Origin of the sequence: Peptoniphilus sp. BV3AC2, from assembly GCF_000478945.1 — a bacterium.
GTDB lineage: Bacteria > Bacillota > Clostridia > Tissierellales > Peptoniphilaceae > Peptoniphilus_B > Peptoniphilus_B duerdenii.
The window spans coordinates 143,612-162,144 of record NZ_AWXD01000031.1 but is presented as its reverse complement, the minus strand read 5'-3'; the positions used below and the strand labels follow the sequence as shown (position 1 = coordinate 162,144).

The window sequence follows — 18,533 nt, the reverse complement described above, 5'->3', positions numbered from 1 at the left end:
TCGCCTGAGTTTAGAGAGTTTAGTAAAAAGTTTGATGGAAGCAGATTGCTTCCGCTACGGTGCAGTTGCAGAGACTAGGGCTGTGGAGGTTATACCCGTTCGACTCGGAAATAAATTTCCTCGCTCAGGGTGACTGTAGTTGGTAATGATTAATCTTAAATTACAAAACATTATTTTTTATTTTTCCGTCTTGGTCCTATGTTATAATAGATTTAGGTGAATTATGTATCAAGCTTTATATAGAAAATACAGGTCGAGGACTTTTGACGAGGTTGTCGGTCAAGACCAGGTTATAAATTCAATTAAATATCAAGTGAAGAATTCCACGGTTTCTCATGCATACATTTTTTCGGGCACTAGAGGAACGGGCAAGACTTCGACGGCAAAGATTTTGGCGAGGGCGGTTAACTGCGAGCATCCTATCGATGGCAATCCTTGCAACGAGTGCGAGACTTGTAAATCAATCCTACGGGGCACGAATCTCGATGTGGTTGAGATGGACGCGGCTTCTAACAATGGTGTGGACGACATCAGGGATTTGCGTGAAAAGGCGTTTTATCCGCCGAGCACTTCGAAGTACAAGGTCTACATCATAGACGAGGTTCACATGCTTTCTAAGGGCGCTTTCAATGCACTTCTTAAGATTTTGGAAGAGCCTCCGAAGCATCTCATATTTATTTTGGCGACGACGGAGATTGAGAGGGTGCCTCAGACGATTCTTTCGAGGACTCAGAGGTACACTTTTAAGAGAATTTCCATTGACACGATTTCTAAAAATATTTCTGAGATTTTGGCAAAGGAAGGCAAGACCATCGACGAGGCTGGAATTGATTTAATCGCACAGATGGCAGACGGCTCCATGAGGGACGCTGTGTCTCTTCTCGACAGGGTTGTGGCTATTAACGATAATAATATCAGCTACGACAAGATTATCGAGGTGTTGGGTGTTACCACGGAGGATACTCTTTTTGAGCTTGCCACTTCGATTTTAAATTCTGATGCGTCAAGTATCATTATGTCCGTAGCAAACCTTGCTGATGATGGCAAGGATATGATGGTTTTAATCGACGGTATTGTGTCATTTTTTAGAAATATTTTGATTGCAAAGAATTTAAGCGACCCTAGAAAGATCATTCGTGTTAGAGATATGGACAGGTATGTCGCTATTGCCAATGCTTTTTCCAATTCTGAGATTTTAAATATTATCAAGATTTTAAGCGAGACCAAGGCGAGGTCCAGGTATATTACCAACAAGAGGACCATGCTTGAGGCGGCGCTTCTTGAGATTGTGGCATCAAAGCAGGACGATATTTTAAATCGTGTGGAAAATCTGGAAAGGATGCTAAGTTCTGGAGATTTGTCTGGGCTCAAGGCTCCTAAGAGGGAAAAGTTTGAGTTTAATTTTGCGAAGAAGGAAAATCCGGTTGCAGTTGAAAAACCTCTTGCTAAGGAAGTAGTTTCTGAAATCATTGACAATAAAGTTTCAAATGAAACCAAAGAAAATGTTGAAAAAGAAATCGAAAATGATATTCCAAAAGATATTCCAGAAGTTCCTGTGGATGATCATTCTGACATGAGTGCAATCGAGAAAAGCCAAGAGGATGCGGCTGAAACAGATATAAATGCGGTTGAAACCGAGGAAACAATGGAAACCAAGGCGGATATAGATTATTCTGACAATGAACTGCAAGGCATATTTAATCGTGCAATTTCAATCTTGAAGGAGCGTTCTGAGAGGATCATCTCTGGTATGCTTGTCATGGGCAGGCTCGATTCCTTTGAAAATAATGTGGCTACCATCGCATTTGAGGAGCAGGGCAGAAGTTTCTACACTACTCTTAACAATCACGAGTCCATAGAAAAGATTGAGTCGGTGTTAAAAGAACTGACAAATGATAATATTTCAGTGAAATTTGTGGTAAAATCTAATAGTAACGTCGATTCTATTAAGGATAGGATTGAAAATTTATTTGGAAAAGATTCAATAAAATAGAAAGGAAGATATTATGAAATTTGGAGGATTCCCAGGCGGGGGAAATATGAACAACATGATGAAGCAGATGCAAAAGCTTCAAAAACAAATGGAAAACCTTGAAGAGGAACTAAAGAACCAAGAAGTGACTGCTAGTTCTGGCGGTGGCGCTGTGGAAGCGACTGTCAATGGTAAAAAGGAACTAATTAGGATAAAAATCGATGAAGCGGTTGTGGATCCAGAAGACGTGGGCATGCTTGAAGACCTTGTACTAACAGCGGTTAACAGTGCCATGGACGAAGCGGACAATATCGCAAACAAGAGAATGGGCAAGCTTACAGGCGGACTAAATATCCCTGGACTATAAGATGAGTAGGCCATTAGAAAATTTAATTTACGAACTGACGAAATTACCTGGAGTGGGGGACAAATCTGCAGAGAGAATCCTTTATTATATTCTTGAACAGGATAAAGAGGAAGCGCGAGGTCTGGCAAAGGCGATAGTGGATGCGGCGGAAAACATCGAAGAATGTTCCATCTGCCACAACTTCACCGATGATGACCCTTGCGACATATGCACCGATGAAAGTAGGGACAGGACCACCATTTGCGTGGTGGAAAGACCGAGGGATGTGGCTTCTATGGAGAAGACCAACAGTTATCATGGACTTTACCATGTGCTTCACGGAACTGTGCAACCGACGAGGGGAATATTCCCTAGTGATCTTAGATTTGATTCATTGGTGAAAAGAGTCAAGGACGGCGGTATCAAAGAGGTGATCATCGCCACAAATCCAACCACCGATGGGGATACCACTGCCATGTATATTCAAGAAGCGCTTAGGGATACTGGAGTGCTTATGACGAGAATCGCCCACGGAATTCCAGTGGGAGGTAACTTGGAATATTACGACGAACTGACTATCGAAACAGCCCTTAGAAATAGGGTAAGTTACTAGGTTTGGGATTATATGATAGAAAATTTATATGATTTAAAGGATGAAGACGGTTTAGGACCGTCTTTTTTTATTGGGAAGAAATTTTTATAAAGATAATCGGAGGAAGACAGTCACCCTACATCCTGGTGGGGTTATGTTTGGATGAATCACTTGCTAAGACTTGACCTGTGGAGGTTATACCCGTTCGACTCGAAAATAAATTTCCTCCCTCAGGGTGACGACCACCTACAGACATTATTTCAAGAATAAACCGAAGGAAGGCAGTCACCCTGAGCGAACGAAGTGAGTCGAACGGGTATAACCCTGGTGGGGTCAAATAAGGATGACTAAGTGGCATGGTTCCTGCTCGATAGGTATTAATTATTTGCAAGTTTTAAAGATTTCACGCCTTCGGCTGTGGAACCTGGATTTCCGCTACGGGTATGAATATGAATGCATGTTGTCTTACGGCTACGCCTGAGTTGAGAGAATATAGTATTAAGTTTAATGGAAGCAGATTGCTTCCGTTACGATGCAGTTGCAAGGACTTGACCTTCGGAGGTTATACCCGTTCGAAGCCCTAGCCGAAATCTTAGATTTCGCAGCAGGTCTCGTGCAAAGAGTTCCAAAGAAGCCGAATAAAATGAAGGCTGATTTGTAGAACTCGACTGCCTCTCAGGGTGACTGTAGTTGGGTAGGTATTTTATTATATTTTTTGGAATATACGGGTTAAATATGGGTCAGATCCTTCGACTTCAAAGGCTGACGCCTTTTCCGCTCAGGATGACAAGTTGGGATGGTTGTCTCTCTTGTAGGGTGACTGCAATTGGTAGGACTTTGTAGCCTTCGGCTGTGGAACCTAGAAGGTTCCGCTACGGGGATGAATTGAAATTTATGTTGTTGTACGCCTTACGGCTGAGTTGGGAGAATGTAGTATCGAGTTTAATGGAAGCAGGTTGCTTCCGCTACTAGACCTCACACATGGTCATCCTGAGCGGAGACGGGTACCGTCGGAGTCGAAGGATCTAAACTTGATGGGGTTATGTTTGGATGAATCACTTGCATAGACTTGACCTTCGGAGGTTATACCCGTTCGACTCGGAAATAAATTTCCTCGCTCAGGGTGACGACCACCTAGATACTTATTAAAAAAATACCCACCACCTGGTCATCCTGAGCGGAGACGGGTACCGTCGGAGTCGAAGGATCTAAACTTTGTGAGGTTGTCGCATGCCTGAAGGATGTTGAGATAATGCAGTATCAATTTGGCAGGAAATATAGGTTTATTATTATTTAATTCCAATTAAAAGAAAAATTTATTTTTCATATTCGTTATTATGTTATCCAAATATCTGCTTAAATTTAAGAATATTTTTATAATTTTATTTTTTTTAAGTTCTGTAAAATAGTATTTTTTAATATATTTTTCAAATTTTTACCTTTATTTTTATAAATTTTTCTCTTATCATACTCTTGTTTACTATACATTATTTTTATTGTTACTATTGTGTGTTATCTATGTGAAAACTATAGCAACAAATTACCTCATTATATTAAAGATGATAAAACCTTGTAAAGAACAGTGTTATATCTACATATAAAATAAATTTTAATTTTATAGATTTCACATTTCTTTAACATTTATTACACAAATTCTATTTAATTGCTTTACAGTGCAAAACACATATGCTATAATTTTAGTATCGTTTGCACAACAAGGAGGTATTTATGAAGAAACGATTGTTAGCTTTATTTTTAGCTTTAGTAATGGTGGTGACTTCTATTCCACTAGCTGGTTTTGCAGCTAATAGTAGTCAAACTGCCCTTGCAGAGTTAAAGGCTCAAGCGGAGGACGCATTAAAGGGTGATAATGGTGTACATACTTTTATCGTTCAAGTTAAAGATCCTGCTGCTTTTCAAAACAGTAGAAGACAGAGTAGAAGAGCCCAAAATTCTACTTCTAGGAATTCTCTAAACCGTGCTATTGATGCTAGACTTGCATCTCAAGACAGGGTTTTGGATGCTATTCTTGGTACTCAAGGTGGCGATTTTCAACCGAGAGCACGTATGTCAACTTTTTTCTCAGCTAGTAATGCTGGTAGAAAAACTATAAGCACTCATAATGATAGAGATGATATTAGGCGTTACAAGGCTGTCATTAACGGATTTTCTCTTAGAATGACATATGCTGAAGCTAAAAGAGTGGCTTCTCTTCCAAACGTTGAGAGAGTTTCTCTTTCTCTTGATTATAAGATCACTCCATCTATGAAGCATAGCCGTGATATTGTTCACGCTCAACTTGCTAATAAAAAAGGCTATGATGGTAAGGGTAGAGTAGTTGCTATTCTTGATACTGGTATTGATTTACTTCATCCGGATTTGAGACTTGATGACGGCGCAGAAAAATGGGTTAAATATTCTGAAAAAGATATGAATGATGCCATTCGTAACAATCGTTTGATGGGTAAATTCGGTAATCTTAAGGTTCCTTATATCTACAACTATGCGGATAAAAACTTCGATATGGCTACTAAAGATGCTAATCATGGTCAACATATTGCTGGTACTATCGCTGGTAATGGACTTAAAAAAGATGGTCCTGTAGATGAACAAGGTGTGGTAGGTATCGTACCTAATGCCCAAATCTTAGCGATGAGAGTGTTTGGAGCTGGGGAAGGGCTTACTGGTACTGACGTTTATGTAAGTGCAATTGACGACGCAGTTCTACTTGGAGCTGATTCTATAAACATGTCCCTTGGATCTTATTCTGGTCCTGCTAAGGGAGATGCTGTTATGGATGATGCAGTAGACAATGCAAATGCTGCTGGTTCTATCGTTGTATTTGCTGGTGGAAATGACGGTTTTGCTATGTCTGGAATTGGCGAAACTGGAGTAGATATGCTTGACTATGCAACGCTAGGTTCACCGGGAGCATCTAAGAATGTATTTACTGTTGCTTCTTTTAACAACTCAAATATTATTCAAGATCCATATAAAGTTGTTTTAGGGGATAAGGAATTTGATGCTTATCCTTCAGAACCTTACAATAGATCTGATTTTGAATTTGGAAAAGAATTCGACGTTGTGGACTGCGGTCTAGGAATTATAGACCCTAAGAAAAATATAGATGATTTTAAAGATAAAGATTTAAATGGCAAGATTGCTCTTATTCAAAGAGGTGGAGCAGATTTTGCATCTAAGATTAAAAATGCTGCAGATAAAGGAGCTATTGCAGTTATAATGGGTAACAACTCCGACAAAGATGCTGGCAGACCATTTACCATGTCACTTGGAGAATATACTCCTACTATTCCTTCTGTTCTAATTCACCTAAGTGAATATAAAGAAGTAAAAGAAAGTATTAATAATGGAAAAAAAGTTGCTATTAAGAGTATTGGTAAAAAATATTACAATGCTCCTCACGCTGGCAAGATTTCTGACTTCTCATCCTGGGGACCTACTCCAAACTTAGGTTTAAAACCTGAAATCACAGCTCCTGGTGGAGATATTAGATCTATAGATAATACTTCAAAATATGAAGGAAAAAATTACACATACATGAGTGGTACCTCAATGGCGACTCCTCATGTAGCTGGTGGAATACTTGCTGTTAATGCTATGCTTAAAGAGCATCCAGAGATTAAATTTACAAAGGAAGAAAAAAGTGCTCTTATAAAGGCAATTCTTATGAACACTGCAACTTTGATTGAAGTTCCTGGAGCTGATGGCAAATTATTCTCTGTTAGATTACAAGGTTCTGGACTTATGGATCTAGATCGTGCTACCAATCCAAATGTAGTTACAGTTGTAGATGCTAAATCTGATAGCAGTTCATACAATGAACCTAAGGTTGAATTAAAACAAATAAAAGAAACTAAACTTCCAATTAATTTAAATCTTAAAAATTACACTGGTAGCAATGTATCTTATGACGTAACCTATGTGGTTCAAACAGATTTATTAAAAGAAGATGGTAAACTTTCACAAGATACCAAGACTTACAAGCCACATGAGATTGCAAAAGGAAGTCTAGATAGTGTAACTGTATCTGCAAATAGAACAGTTAATTTTGCAAAAACGATAGATTTTAGCAATGGTGATCTGCCTACAAAATTCCCTAAGGGATACTTTGTAGATGCATTTGTTATATTTACTCCTAAAAATGGAGATTATCCTGTGCTTTCAGTGCCAGTACTTGCATTTAAAGGTAACTGGGAAGAAGATGTAGCTATTTTTGAAGACTATATAGATACATTTAAGCTTGATGAAAAGAGACCTTTCTGGGTGGAACAAGAATTTACAAAACTTGACAATGATAAAAAAGTTTTAGATAAAGAAAAACTAGATAACTTCATCGGTGATGAAATCAATGCAACTATGCTTGTATCCAACGTAGGGAACAAGATTTCTAGAGCTCTTCAAATAGATACCATCGGTAGAAATATTGAAACTCGTGAATTTACAGGTAATTTTGCATTCAGTCCAAATGGAGATAGTATCCAAGACTCCGTGACTTTCAAGGGAGTATTCCTAAGAAACTACTCTGATTTCAAAATTGAAATTTTAGATGGAAATGATAATGTTATAAAGACTATTTCAAATGTATACAGATCAGACGGTAGAAAGACTGCTGGTACTGTAAACATGAGTCCTGAAAAATATGCAAAATCTAGAATGGAAGGACGATGGACTTGGGATGGCACCAATGAAGCTGGAGTAAAAGTTGCAGAAGGAAACTATAAATTTAAAGTTTCTGCAAGAATCAACGACAACGAAAAGGCTAAACCACAAAGTATCGTAAGAGATATCAAGGTTGACAACACCAAACCAGTGGTTACAGACTTAGCATCAACTTATGCAAATGGAAAGACCAAGGTCTCAGTTAAGGCAACAGATGCTGGTTCAGGACTACAAACTGTAATTTTAATTAGTAAGGGTCAAGATAAAGACGGCAAGGAAGTAACATATGTTGATCTACTTGAAGCCAATAAAAATGGAGAGTATAGTGTAGACTTTGACGGACAAATTAATCTTGACGGGGCATATATAAGAGCATTTGACTGGGCAGGTAATACGACTGATGTAAACTTCGTAGACGTTAAAAATGTAGGCAAAGTAAACATAGTTAAAGCAAATGCAGAAAATCCAACTGATATACCTACAAATGAAGTAGAAATCTACGCATTGGATAAAGAAGGCAAAGTAACTGGAAAGGCACTTGATGCAAATAACCTACCAGTAGGTAAGTACAAGGCAGTTATGAAGAATTATCCAGCTGGATATGAAGTAACTATTGAACCAGAAAAATTTGAAATTACAGCGGATGCAAAGGAAGCAACAGTAAAAGTTAAATTCAAGAAGATCGAAGAAACAAAAGAATATGGAAAGTTACAAGTAACTCTTAATTTCCCTGCAGATTACGACGGAAATATAAGACTTGTAGCAGTAGATAAAGATGGCAAAGAATACGCCCTTGAAAAACAAGTTGGATGGGGACTATTCTCATATGGAGCTAATCTTCCAGCGGGAGTATACAATATCAAGGCTATTGGAGAAGGAGCAGACCCAGTACAAGTAATAGGACCTACAGTGGTAGAAATTGAACCACAAGGAAGTCACTATATTACGCTTCAAGTTGCTTTTGTTGGATCACTTACTATTCCAATCTATATAGTTTCAGCAGATAAAGAAGCTATCGAAAAATTCATAGATCCAGCAGACATAGAAGTTGTAACTTATGACGGTGGTGAAGATATCGTAATTAAGAATATCGACAAATACTTTACAATCATTCATAAAGCTACAGGTCAAGAGCTTAAGGATATGAAAGTAAATATAATCGATAAAATCAATACAGCGTATAGAACTTTCTACGATATAGATGAAAACTCTAAATTAAAAGAAATTGACTTTAAGATACCAGCTCCAGCAGGAGAATATATAGTTGAAGTTAAGAATAGAGATTTTGAAAAATATCTAATTCTAAATGACAGTATAGATACAAAATCTGTACCATGGGAAAAGTCAAATGAACAAGCTAACTTCAAAGGTTCAGAGATATTAGTAAAAGATCCATACGTATATGGAACTATAAAAGTAACTCAAGAAATCGTAGGAACAGATGATAAACCTACAAACCCAGTAGAAGTATACGACTCAAAAGGAAGATTAGTAGAACCAACTGGAGAACTAACTTGGACGGGATTAAAAGAAGATGACTATGAAGTAGTAACCTATGCAAAGGACGGAGTAACTCCAGAAACTAAGAGCTCTAAAGTTAGCATCTATAAAGACAACGAAAATGAAGAAGTGCACTTTAGATATAGTGATCTAAATAAACTTCCTCATCCAAAGAAGGCATCCCTAGCGATAGGAGTATATGGAGATGAACTTCCAAAAGATGGAGAAATAAAATTTGTTCTAAAACCAATAGTAGAAGGCAAGGAAACTCAAACCATAACCCTAACTGCAGAAGAATTAAAATCTCCAGTTCAAAAATTGATTGAACAAGGTGGATACAATGTAGAAGTAGTTCTACCAGAAGGATATGACTTAGAAGCATTCTATTTCAGCGGAGAAGACTTTAGAGATATATCTCCGAGATTTACAGACAATAGAACCAAGGTTGATTTAACCCTTAATGGTGGGTTTATAGAATTCGAGCTTTCTTTAGCTAAGAGAGAGAAGATCTTAAACAGTGTGGAAATCAAATCTACAGGACTACCAGAAGGCAAGATGGTCAAGTACACATTGACAAATTCAGCTGGAGACGAATTCACAAGCGTAACTGGAATCTTCAAAGGACTAGAAGCTGGTGAATATAAACTTACAGTAGAAGCACCTGCAGGATATAAAGCTGTAACGCCACCAGAAAAAATAAATGTTAGTAGCGGTACTGCTAAGCTAACAGTAGTATTTGAACCTGTTGAATTTGCAAAAGTACCAGATCGTAAGATAGATAAGAGAACTCTTGAAGCAGAAATAAATAAAGCAGAAGATGTAGTAGCATCTGACGCTTATAAGTACGCAAAAGAAGAACTACAAAAAGCTTACGATCAAGCACTTAAAGCAGCTAAGGCTGTGTTAGATAGCGATGATGCAACACAAGCAATCGTAAATGATGCAACTAAGAGACTTTCAGATGCGAGAGAAGCTCTAAACGGTGTTAAACCAGCTGAACCAGAAAAACCAATCGTACCTGGACCAGTTCCACCAGCAGGTGGGGATTGGATATATCCACAATATCCACTAATAAATAACTTCATCAGCACCGACAAAGCACCAACTAAGAAAGAAACTAAAAAAGTCGCACCAGGAGCTAAGTACGGATTAGAAATAGCAGAACCATACCTAAATCCTAAATTCACAGACGTGCCAGAAGAATTAAAATCAGCAGTTGAATACTTGGCAACAAGAGGAATCATGGTTGGAACAAGCGAAGATAAGTTCAGTCCAAAATCATCCATGACAAGAGCAATGGTAGTAGCGACCCTTTATAGAATTTCAGCAGATAAGAACTTCACAAAAGTTGAAAAAGCATTTACAGATGTGAAATCACCAGACTGGTTCTATGAAGCAGTGCTTTGGGCAAAGGAAAATGGAATAGTTGCAGGATACGAAGAAGGAGACTTCAGACCAAACAAAAACGTATCAAGACAAGAGTTTGCAGTAATCATAATGAAATTCTTAAAAGACCATGGAATCGAAATGCCATCATTAGAAGAATTTAAATATAGTGATGAAAAAGAAATACCAGAATGGTCAAAAGAAGCGGTTGAATTAATGAAAAAAGTTGGTTTAATCGGTGGAAAAGACGATGAAAACTACAAACCATATGGAGAGTATAGTAGAGGAGAACTAGCAGAAACACTTTACAAACTAATCCAATTTGCCACTAAATAAGAAAAATAAAGAGACGGCAGAGATGTCGTCTTTTTGTGTTTTGGATGAGGTGAATAATTTTTTTAAGGAGTATTAGGGAAGACAGTCACCGTATTTAGAAATGATCGTTTTAGCCTTCGGCTGTGGAATCTAGATTTCCGCTACGGGGATAAATTGAAATTTATGTTGTTGTACGCCTTACGGCTGAGTTAAGAGAATGTAGTAATAAGTTTAATGGAAACAGATTGCTTCCGCTACTAGACCTCACACATGGTCATCCTGAGCGGAGACGGGTACCGTCGGAGTCGAAGGATCTAAACTTGATGGGGTTATGTTTGGATGAATCACTTGCATAGACTTGACCTTCGGAGGTTATACCCGTTCGACTCGGAAATAAATTTCCTCGCTCAGGGTGACGACAGTTGGGTAGGCATATTATTATATTTTTTTGGATTATATAGGTTAAATATAGGTCAGATCCTTCGACTCCAAAGGCTATCGCCTTTTTCGCTCAGGATGACAAATTGGCAGGGTTATCGCTATTTCAGGGTGACGATCACCTACAGACATTATTTCAAGAATAAACCGAAGGAAGACAGTCACCCTGAGCGAACGAAGTGAGTCGAATGGGTATAACCCTGGTGGGGTCAAGTAAGGATGACTAAGTGGCATGGTTATCGCTCGATAAGTATTAATTATTTGCAAGGTTTAAAGACTTCACGCGTCGAAGCCCTAGCCGAAATCTCCGATTTCGTTGCAGGTCTTGTGCAAAGAGTTCCAAAGAAGCTGAATAAAATGAAGGCTGATTTGTAGAACTCGACTGACCGGCTGTGGAACCTGGAAGGTTCCGCTACGGGTGTGAATTGAAATTTATGTTGTCGTACGCCTTACGGCTAATTTAAGAGAATATAGTATCGAATTTAACCAAAAAATAAAAATAGCCTTGCTTACAAGGCTATTTTATCATTCTTTTTATTTTACAATACTTATCTTTCTCCATGTTCTTTTAGATAGTTTATAATATCTAATGATTCATAGAGATATTTGTCATCGTACATTAGGCAAGGTACTTGTCTTTTGCCACCGAATTGGATAAGATGGTCTCTTGCTTCTGGGTCGGTATCGATGTTTTTAATTTCTACACCTTTTATGCCATTGTCTTCGATAAATCTTTCTACTCGTTTGCAGTAAGGACATATTGTACCTACATATAGTGTAAATTTATTCATGCTCTCACCTCGATTTATTTATACCCATTGCAAGATAAATTTAAAAATATTAATAAGTTTGATATAATAGTCTAGAGGTGTTTAATGAGTTTATTAGATGATTTAAAAATTAATTTTGAAAATTTAAATAGACAACTAACTGAGGCGAAGAGAGTGATTAAACTCAAGTCTTTGGATATAAAAGAAACTGCATCTATTAGATTGGAAATTTTGAAACAATCTAGGGCACTTGACAATCTTTACAAGGATCTTGGCAAGAGGGCTTATGATGCGAAGAAGGAAGATGTAGATATCCTCTATGGTGACTATATCGAAAAGATTGACGAGGCTACTGCACGCCTTCATGCCTTGGAACTTTCTCTAAAGATTGAAAATGTAGACAGTCAGAGATTTGACGATGCGTACAGTGGAAATTTCTCCGAGCCTACTAAAGAAGACAGAGAAAATTATATCTATATCGATGAAAAGGATCTGAAATGAAAAAAGATTTTAAGATTATAGATGGCATTAAGACCGCCTACATACGTAGAGAGGGCGATGGCATACCTGTTGTGATTCTTCACGGATGGGGTGCAAATATTGAGTCTATTATGCCCATTGTAAATTCAATTCCTGGACGTCCATTTCTTGCATATGATGCTCCAGGTTTTGGAGATAGCGATGAGCCGACGGGTGTGTGGTCCACATATGACTACTCGGATTTTTTGTTGAAGGTCTTAAAGGAATTTGAGATTGATAGAGCGATATTTATCGGACATTCCTTCGGCGGCAAGACATTAACTTGTTTTGCTCCAAAGCATGAGGATATGGTTGAGAAACTTGTCCTTGTGGATGCTTCCGGGGTACTTCCAAAGAGAAAGATGAGCTACTATTTTAAGGTTTATTCTTTTAAATTTCTTAAAAATATGTACAAATTATTATTTTTTTGGAAAAAGGATTCCCTCGAAAAATTCTACAAGAGATTCGGTTCAGACGATTACAGGGATACTTCTGGTATCATGAGATCGACATTTGTAAAGGTGGTCAACGAATCTACGGAGGAAGAGTTTTCTAAGATAAATTCAGATACTCTACTCATCTGGGGTGAAAGAGACGACGCCACTCCAGTGTACATGGGTAAGATTTTTGAAAGCAAGATTAAAAATTCAGGCTTGGTAGTGCTAAACGGGGGCCACTACAGTTATTTGGATGATTACGGTACTTTCTGTGCCGTTATAAATTCGTATTTAGGAGATATTGATGGATAAGACAAAATTAATTATAGAATTTGTTGTGTACCTTGTGGCTTATATAGCTTGGAGGGTGCTTATCACCGCAAAGGCGAAGTACCATTTGAATATAATTCAGCTAAATGAATACAACAACAATAAGTATAGAGATTGGATTAAGAATAATTTTTCTAAGGCATACAGTCCTGTGAACGAAAAGACGGATTCCAAGACGCCGCTTGTTATGACTGACAGGGCAAAGAGGCTTCTTGCAACCTATTTGAATATTTACAGAGGTCTCGTAACAGTTGTGATACTTGCGATTTTGTGCTTTACAAATTACAGAATCTCAATCTATGCAGGGATTATATTTTTACTTATAGCACTATTTATGCAACCACAGATGATGATAGTTGCAAATGCTATAAATCTTCCAAAGGAAAAGAAAATCAACATGGGATTTTATACCAGCGCCCAAGAAAAAATCAGAAGACTTAAAGCTGAATCTGGGCTAAAGGTCATAGGAATCACTGGATCTTTTGGGAAGACTTCTGTAAAATTCTTCACAAGCACCATGCTTGATGAGAAGTTCAGAGTGCAAAATACTCCATCTTCCTACAACACACCTATGGGACTTTCAAAGGTTATAAATAACGAGCTTGATAGTTCTAGGGAGATTTTCTTGGCGGAGCTAGGTGCATACAAACCTGGTGAGATTCACGAAGTTGCAAGTCTTGTGCAACCAGATATCGGGGTTATCACTGCAATCGGTCCAACCCATATGCAAATGTATAAAACCATTGAAAATATAATGAAGACCAAGTACGAGCTTATTGAAGACCTGGATGAAAATGGAACTGCAATCTTTAACTACGACAATAAGTACGTGAGAGAACTTGCGGACAAGACGACGAAGAAGACTATAAGGTACGGTACCAAGGACTTTATGAAGCTTGACTACTATGCAAAAGACATAGAAGTTTCCGAAAGGGGAAGCACATTTACACTGGTTTCCAAAGAAAAGGGATCTATAGAGTGTACTACTAAACTTCTCGGAGAACATTCTGTGCAAAATCTGCTAGCTTCTGTTGCAATCGGTATGGAACTTGGAATGAGCCTTGAAGAAGTAAAGGATAGAATCGAAAAGATTGAAAGCGTGGAACACAGACTTAATCTAATCGAAGGTCAAGGTGGAGTCATCGTTATAGATGATGCTTTTAACTCCAACCCAGTTGGATTTAGAGCGGCTCTTAAGGTTCTATCACAGTTCAAAGATGGCAAGAAGATCATCGTAACTCCTGGCATGGTTGAGCTTGGAGAAATGGAAGAGGAAGAAAATTATAAAGTTGGTAAGGAAATTGCAAAAGTATGTGACTATGCAATTTTAGTAGGTATAAAGAGGACAGAACCGATTAGACGCGGACTGTTGGACAGTAAATTTGATGAAGGTAGGATTATCTCTGTGAGAAGTTTAAACGACGCAACGTCTGAACTAGGCAAGATTACAGCTCCTAGGGATGTGGTGCTCTTTGAAAATGATCTACCTGATAGTTATGAGGAGTAATATGAAGAATATAGCAGTATTATTTGGAGGAGTCTCAGTTGAACACGAAGTGTCTGTCATAACTGGGATGCAAGTTGTAGAAAATATGGATAAGACTAAGTACAATCCAATCCCTGTACTAGTTACAAAGGAAGGTAAGTTCTTATCTGGAGATGCAATAAAAGATTTTGGAAATATAAAGAGAAATAAACTTGAAGGTGCGAAGAAAGTATTTTTCAAACCTGTAAGGGGAGATTTTAACCTATATACAGAGGAAGAACAAGGTGGAGGTCTCTTCTCCAAGAAGACTTCTGGCACAGTTGTCTTTGCAAAGATTGACGCAGTGTTCGTAGCACTTCATGGGACTTTTGGAGAAGACGGTGCAGTGCAAGGAATCTTGCAATTCATTGGTATTCCATACACAGGTTGCGCAGTTAATGCAGCAGCAGTGGGAATGGACAAGGTAATCATGAAGGATGTGTTTAAATCACAAAATATTCCTATGACTGATTACTTCTATTTCTACAGAGATTTCTATAAATTTGACGATGTTAAGGGGGAAGCTGAAAAGATTGGCTATCCGGTATTTGTTAAACCTGCAAACCTCGGTTCATCCGTTGGGATTTCAAAGGCAAAGAATGAAGCTGAACTAAAAGATGCTGTTGAAGTTGCAATGCACTACGACAGGAAGATCATCGTTGAAAAATCTGTAGAAAAACCTAGAGAAATAAACTGTGCAGTATTGGGATATGAAGATGATCTACAAGCTTCTCTTACAGAAGAACCAATCACCTGGGAAGATTTCCTAACTTATGATGACAAGTACAAAAGCGGTGGAAAAGGTTCAAAGAGCGTCGGCATGAAGAATCAAAAGAAGAATCTACCTGCAAATATTCCTGATGAGATGACAGAAGAAGTTAAGCGTCTTGCTAAGCTTGCATTTAGAAGTATAGATGCGATGGGAGTTGCGAGAATCGACTTCCTAGTAGATGAAAATGAAAAAGTATATGTAAATGAAATCAACACCCTACCAGGATCAATTGCTTTTTACCTATTTGAACCGATGGGAATTTCATTTAAAGAACTTATAGATAGACAGATTGATCTAGCATTTAGAAGAAGCAAAGAATTCGAAAAAAATATATATTCCTACGATACAGATCTATTTAATAGCACCAGTTATGGAGCTAAACTATGATGATTGAAGATGCGATTTTAGAATATATAAATTCGAACAAAGTTGTAACTATAAAGACCATCCTCAAGGCATTTGAAGTGGACAAGTACAGCAGAGGTCCATTTATAAAGACTTTGGAAAATATGAACAGGGACGGGAAAATCTATGTGGACCGCAAGGAAAGGATCCACGCCATAGACAATATTTCCTACGCAGTGGGAGAGATTGCAAAGAATGAAAAGGGATTTGGATTTCTACTTATGGACGATGGGGAAGATGTGTTTATTCCATCGGAATTCATGGGTTCTACCGTCAACAAGGATACTGTCCTTGTAAAGATAGACAAGGTTAGTTCTGGAGAAAAGCGTGAAGGAAAAATCCTTAGAATTATAAAGAGAAATGCTACTAAGTTCGTCGGCACATTCCAAAGTTCAAGAGATTTTGGATTCGTCGTTCCTGACGATAAAAAGGTGGGCACCGATATATTTATCAGAGGAGAAGATATAAACGGTGCAGAAGATGGACAGAAGGTAGTTGCAAAGATTAAAAAATGGGCAGAAAAGGATAAGAAGCCTGAGGGAGAGATAGTAGAAATCCTAGGGTTTCCAGAAGATCCATACGTGGATATAGAATCCATCGCCAAGAGTTTCGATATTCCTACTTCATTTCCAAAAAAAGTTTCAAATGAAGCGAAGTACATGCCAGAGGCACCGACTGAAAAGCAAATGGAAGGCAGACATGATTTGACGGACATGGTTATCTACACCATCGATGGAGCGGATTCGAAGGATTTTGACGATGCAATTTCTTTGGAAAAAGTGGGAGATAATTACAGATTGGGAGTGCATATTGCAGATGTGAGTCAATATGTAAAAGAGGATTCCTACTTGGATAAAGAAGCATTTAAAAGAGGAAACTCCTACTATCTTCAAGATAAGGTATATCCGATGCTTCCAAAGGAACTATCCAACGGAATCTGTTCTTTAAATGAAGGAGTAGTTAGACTTACCCTTTCAGTATTTATGGAAATAGATAAGAAGGGCAAAGTCGTGGAACATAAAATCGAAGAGTCATTTATAAAATCCAAGAGAAGGCTCGTATATGACAATGTGTCCGACTATTTGGAAGAAGGCAAGAAACATCCGAGTCTCGAAGGTCTCTACGATTCATTAGATATGGCAAAAGAACTTGCAGAAATTCTCATGAAGAAGAGGTATGACAGAGGGTCTATCGATTTTGATTTCAAAGAACCAGAAATTATAACCGATGAAAATGGAGTGCCAATAGATATTTTGGTTAAGGACAGAAGAATTGGAAATAAAATCATAGAGGAATTTATGATTTGCGCCAACGAAATCGTAGCAGAAGAATACTATTGGTTGGAACTTCCGTTTCTATATAGAATTCACGAAGAACCGGACGAAGAAGATGTGGAGAGATTAAATTCAGCAATTAGACATCTTGGACTTAGCATCAATAATTTTAGAGAGCTACGCCCTGTTGAATTTAGAAATATCATCGACAAGGTGAAGGGAACATCGGAAGAATTATTCGTATCCACACTGCTTCTAAGATCTCTGCAAAAGGCAAGATACTCAGAAGTAAATGATATCCACTTTGGTCTAGCGTCTAAGTATTATTCCCATTTCACATCGCCAATTAGAAGGTATGCGGACCTATTTATCCATAGAATTATAAAGGCAAATCTAACGGGATTACTAAGCAGAAAGAAGATTGAATACTACGAAGAACTATCCCACATAGTTGCGGAACAGACTTCCAAGATGGAAAGAGTTGCCCAAGCCTGCGAAAGAAAAGTTGAATCTGTAAAGATGGCTGAATATATGAAGGACAGGATTGGCGAAAAGTATAGCGGAATAATCGTATCCATTACTTCGTTTGGAATGTTTGTGCAACTGGAAAACTTGGTAGAAGGACTAGTTCCATACAAGACTATGGATGGATTCTACGAAATGGACGAAAATAACTACACCGCCGTAGCAAATGATAGGGAAGAAGTATATCGCATGGGCGATATGGTGAATGTAGTGGTAGTTAATTCAAATATAACTACTGGAGAGATTGATTTTGAATTGGAGAGTATAGATGGAAGAGAAGGTACTTGCGACCAATAGAAAGGCAAGGCATGACTTTTTCATAGAGAAATCTTACGAAGCGGGCATAGTCCTAGTGGGCACTGAAGTTAAATCCATACGAAGAGGCAAGTGCAATTTAAAAGATGCCTATGTTGAAATCAAAGACGGAGAAGTATTCGTTGAAGGTATGCATATAAGTCCATATGAAATGGGAAATATATTCAATGTGGATCCACTTCGAAGAAGAAAACTCCTACTTAACAAGGCAGAGATTAGAAAACTTGCAAGAGATGTAGATCAAAAAGGATTTACCATTGTGCCACTAAAGGCGTACCTGGTGAGGGGAAGAGTAAAACTTGAGATCGCCCTTGCAAGAGGTAAGAAACTCTATGACAAGAGGGATGCAATGGCAAAGAGAGACTCTGATATGAGAATCAGAAAGGCTCTAAAAGATTATAATTAAATAATTTAAATGGCAAAGGCATTGTA

Annotated in this window: 11 protein-coding genes; 10 read left to right on the top strand and 1 reads right to left on the bottom strand. The window is 38.1% G+C overall.

Annotation, left to right across the window (positions count from 1 at the left end; translation table 11 throughout):
- The first annotated feature begins 223 nt into the window (after positions 1–223).
- The 4 genes from dnaX to HMPREF1252_RS08420 all read left to right on the top strand — a co-directional run bounded on the left by dnaX (position 224) and on the right by HMPREF1252_RS08420 (position 10,812).
- Positions 224–1,993 carry a DNA polymerase III subunit gamma/tau gene (gene dnaX / locus HMPREF1252_RS09375; RefSeq protein WP_023060209.1) on the top strand — a complete coding sequence of 590 codons (1,770 nt, stop codon included), beginning with the start codon at positions 224–226 and terminating at the stop codon, positions 1,991–1,993.
- A gap of 13 nt (positions 1,994–2,006) precedes the next feature.
- Entirely contained in the window at positions 2,007–2,339 is a 333-nt protein-coding gene (locus HMPREF1252_RS08430) for a YbaB/EbfC family nucleoid-associated protein (protein ID WP_008902583.1), read from the top strand.
- 1 nt (position 2,340) lies between these two features.
- Positions 2,341–2,931 carry a recombination mediator RecR gene (recR, locus tag HMPREF1252_RS08425; protein ID WP_023060216.1) on the top strand — a complete coding sequence of 197 codons (591 nt, stop codon included), beginning with the start codon at positions 2,341–2,343 and terminating at the stop codon, positions 2,929–2,931.
- A 1,707-nt stretch (positions 2,932–4,638) separates the two neighbouring features.
- A complete protein-coding gene (locus HMPREF1252_RS08420) occupies positions 4,639–10,812 on the top strand; it encodes a S8 family serine peptidase (protein WP_023060113.1) in 6,174 nt (2,057 codons plus the stop codon).
- A 965-nt stretch (positions 10,813–11,777) separates the two neighbouring features.
- Here the strand turns inward: HMPREF1252_RS08420 and HMPREF1252_RS08415 are convergent.
- Positions 11,778–12,020, bottom strand: a complete 243-nt coding sequence (locus HMPREF1252_RS08415; protein ID WP_023060104.1) for a glutaredoxin family protein — start codon at positions 12,018–12,020, stop codon at positions 11,778–11,780.
- A gap of 84 nt (positions 12,021–12,104) precedes the next feature.
- On the opposite strand from HMPREF1252_RS08415, the gene HMPREF1252_RS08410 reads away from it, so the two are divergent.
- The 6 genes from HMPREF1252_RS08410 to smpB are packed head-to-tail and all read left to right on the top strand — an operon-like array spanning position 12,105 to position 18,507.
- Positions 12,105–12,500: a hypothetical protein gene (locus HMPREF1252_RS08410; protein WP_023060165.1), complete on the top strand. Its 396-nt coding sequence runs from the start codon at positions 12,105–12,107 to the stop codon at positions 12,498–12,500.
- A complete protein-coding gene (locus tag HMPREF1252_RS08405; RefSeq protein ID WP_023060125.1) occupies positions 12,497–13,267 on the top strand; it encodes an alpha/beta fold hydrolase in 771 nt (256 codons plus the stop codon). The genes HMPREF1252_RS08410 and HMPREF1252_RS08405 overlap by 4 nt, the downstream gene beginning before the upstream one ends.
- Positions 13,260–14,792 (top strand): UDP-N-acetylmuramoyl-tripeptide--D-alanyl-D-alanine ligase, encoded by a 1,533-nt coding sequence (locus HMPREF1252_RS08400; RefSeq protein ID WP_023060208.1) that lies wholly within the window; start codon positions 13,260–13,262, stop codon positions 14,790–14,792. The genes HMPREF1252_RS08405 and HMPREF1252_RS08400 overlap by 8 nt, the downstream gene beginning before the upstream one ends.
- A gap of 1 nt (position 14,793) precedes the next feature.
- Positions 14,794–15,969: a D-alanine--D-alanine ligase family protein gene (locus tag HMPREF1252_RS08395; RefSeq protein WP_023060172.1), complete on the top strand. Its 1,176-nt coding sequence runs from the start codon at positions 14,794–14,796 to the stop codon at positions 15,967–15,969.
- A complete protein-coding gene (gene rnr, locus HMPREF1252_RS08390) occupies positions 15,966–18,083 on the top strand; it encodes a ribonuclease R (protein WP_023060108.1) in 2,118 nt (705 codons plus the stop codon). The genes HMPREF1252_RS08395 and rnr overlap by 4 nt, the downstream gene beginning before the upstream one ends.
- Positions 18,055–18,507: an SsrA-binding protein SmpB gene (gene smpB / locus HMPREF1252_RS08385; RefSeq protein ID WP_023060106.1), complete on the top strand. Its 453-nt coding sequence runs from the start codon at positions 18,055–18,057 to the stop codon at positions 18,505–18,507. The genes rnr and smpB overlap by 29 nt, the downstream gene beginning before the upstream one ends.
- The last annotated feature ends 26 nt before the right edge of the window (positions 18,508–18,533 follow it).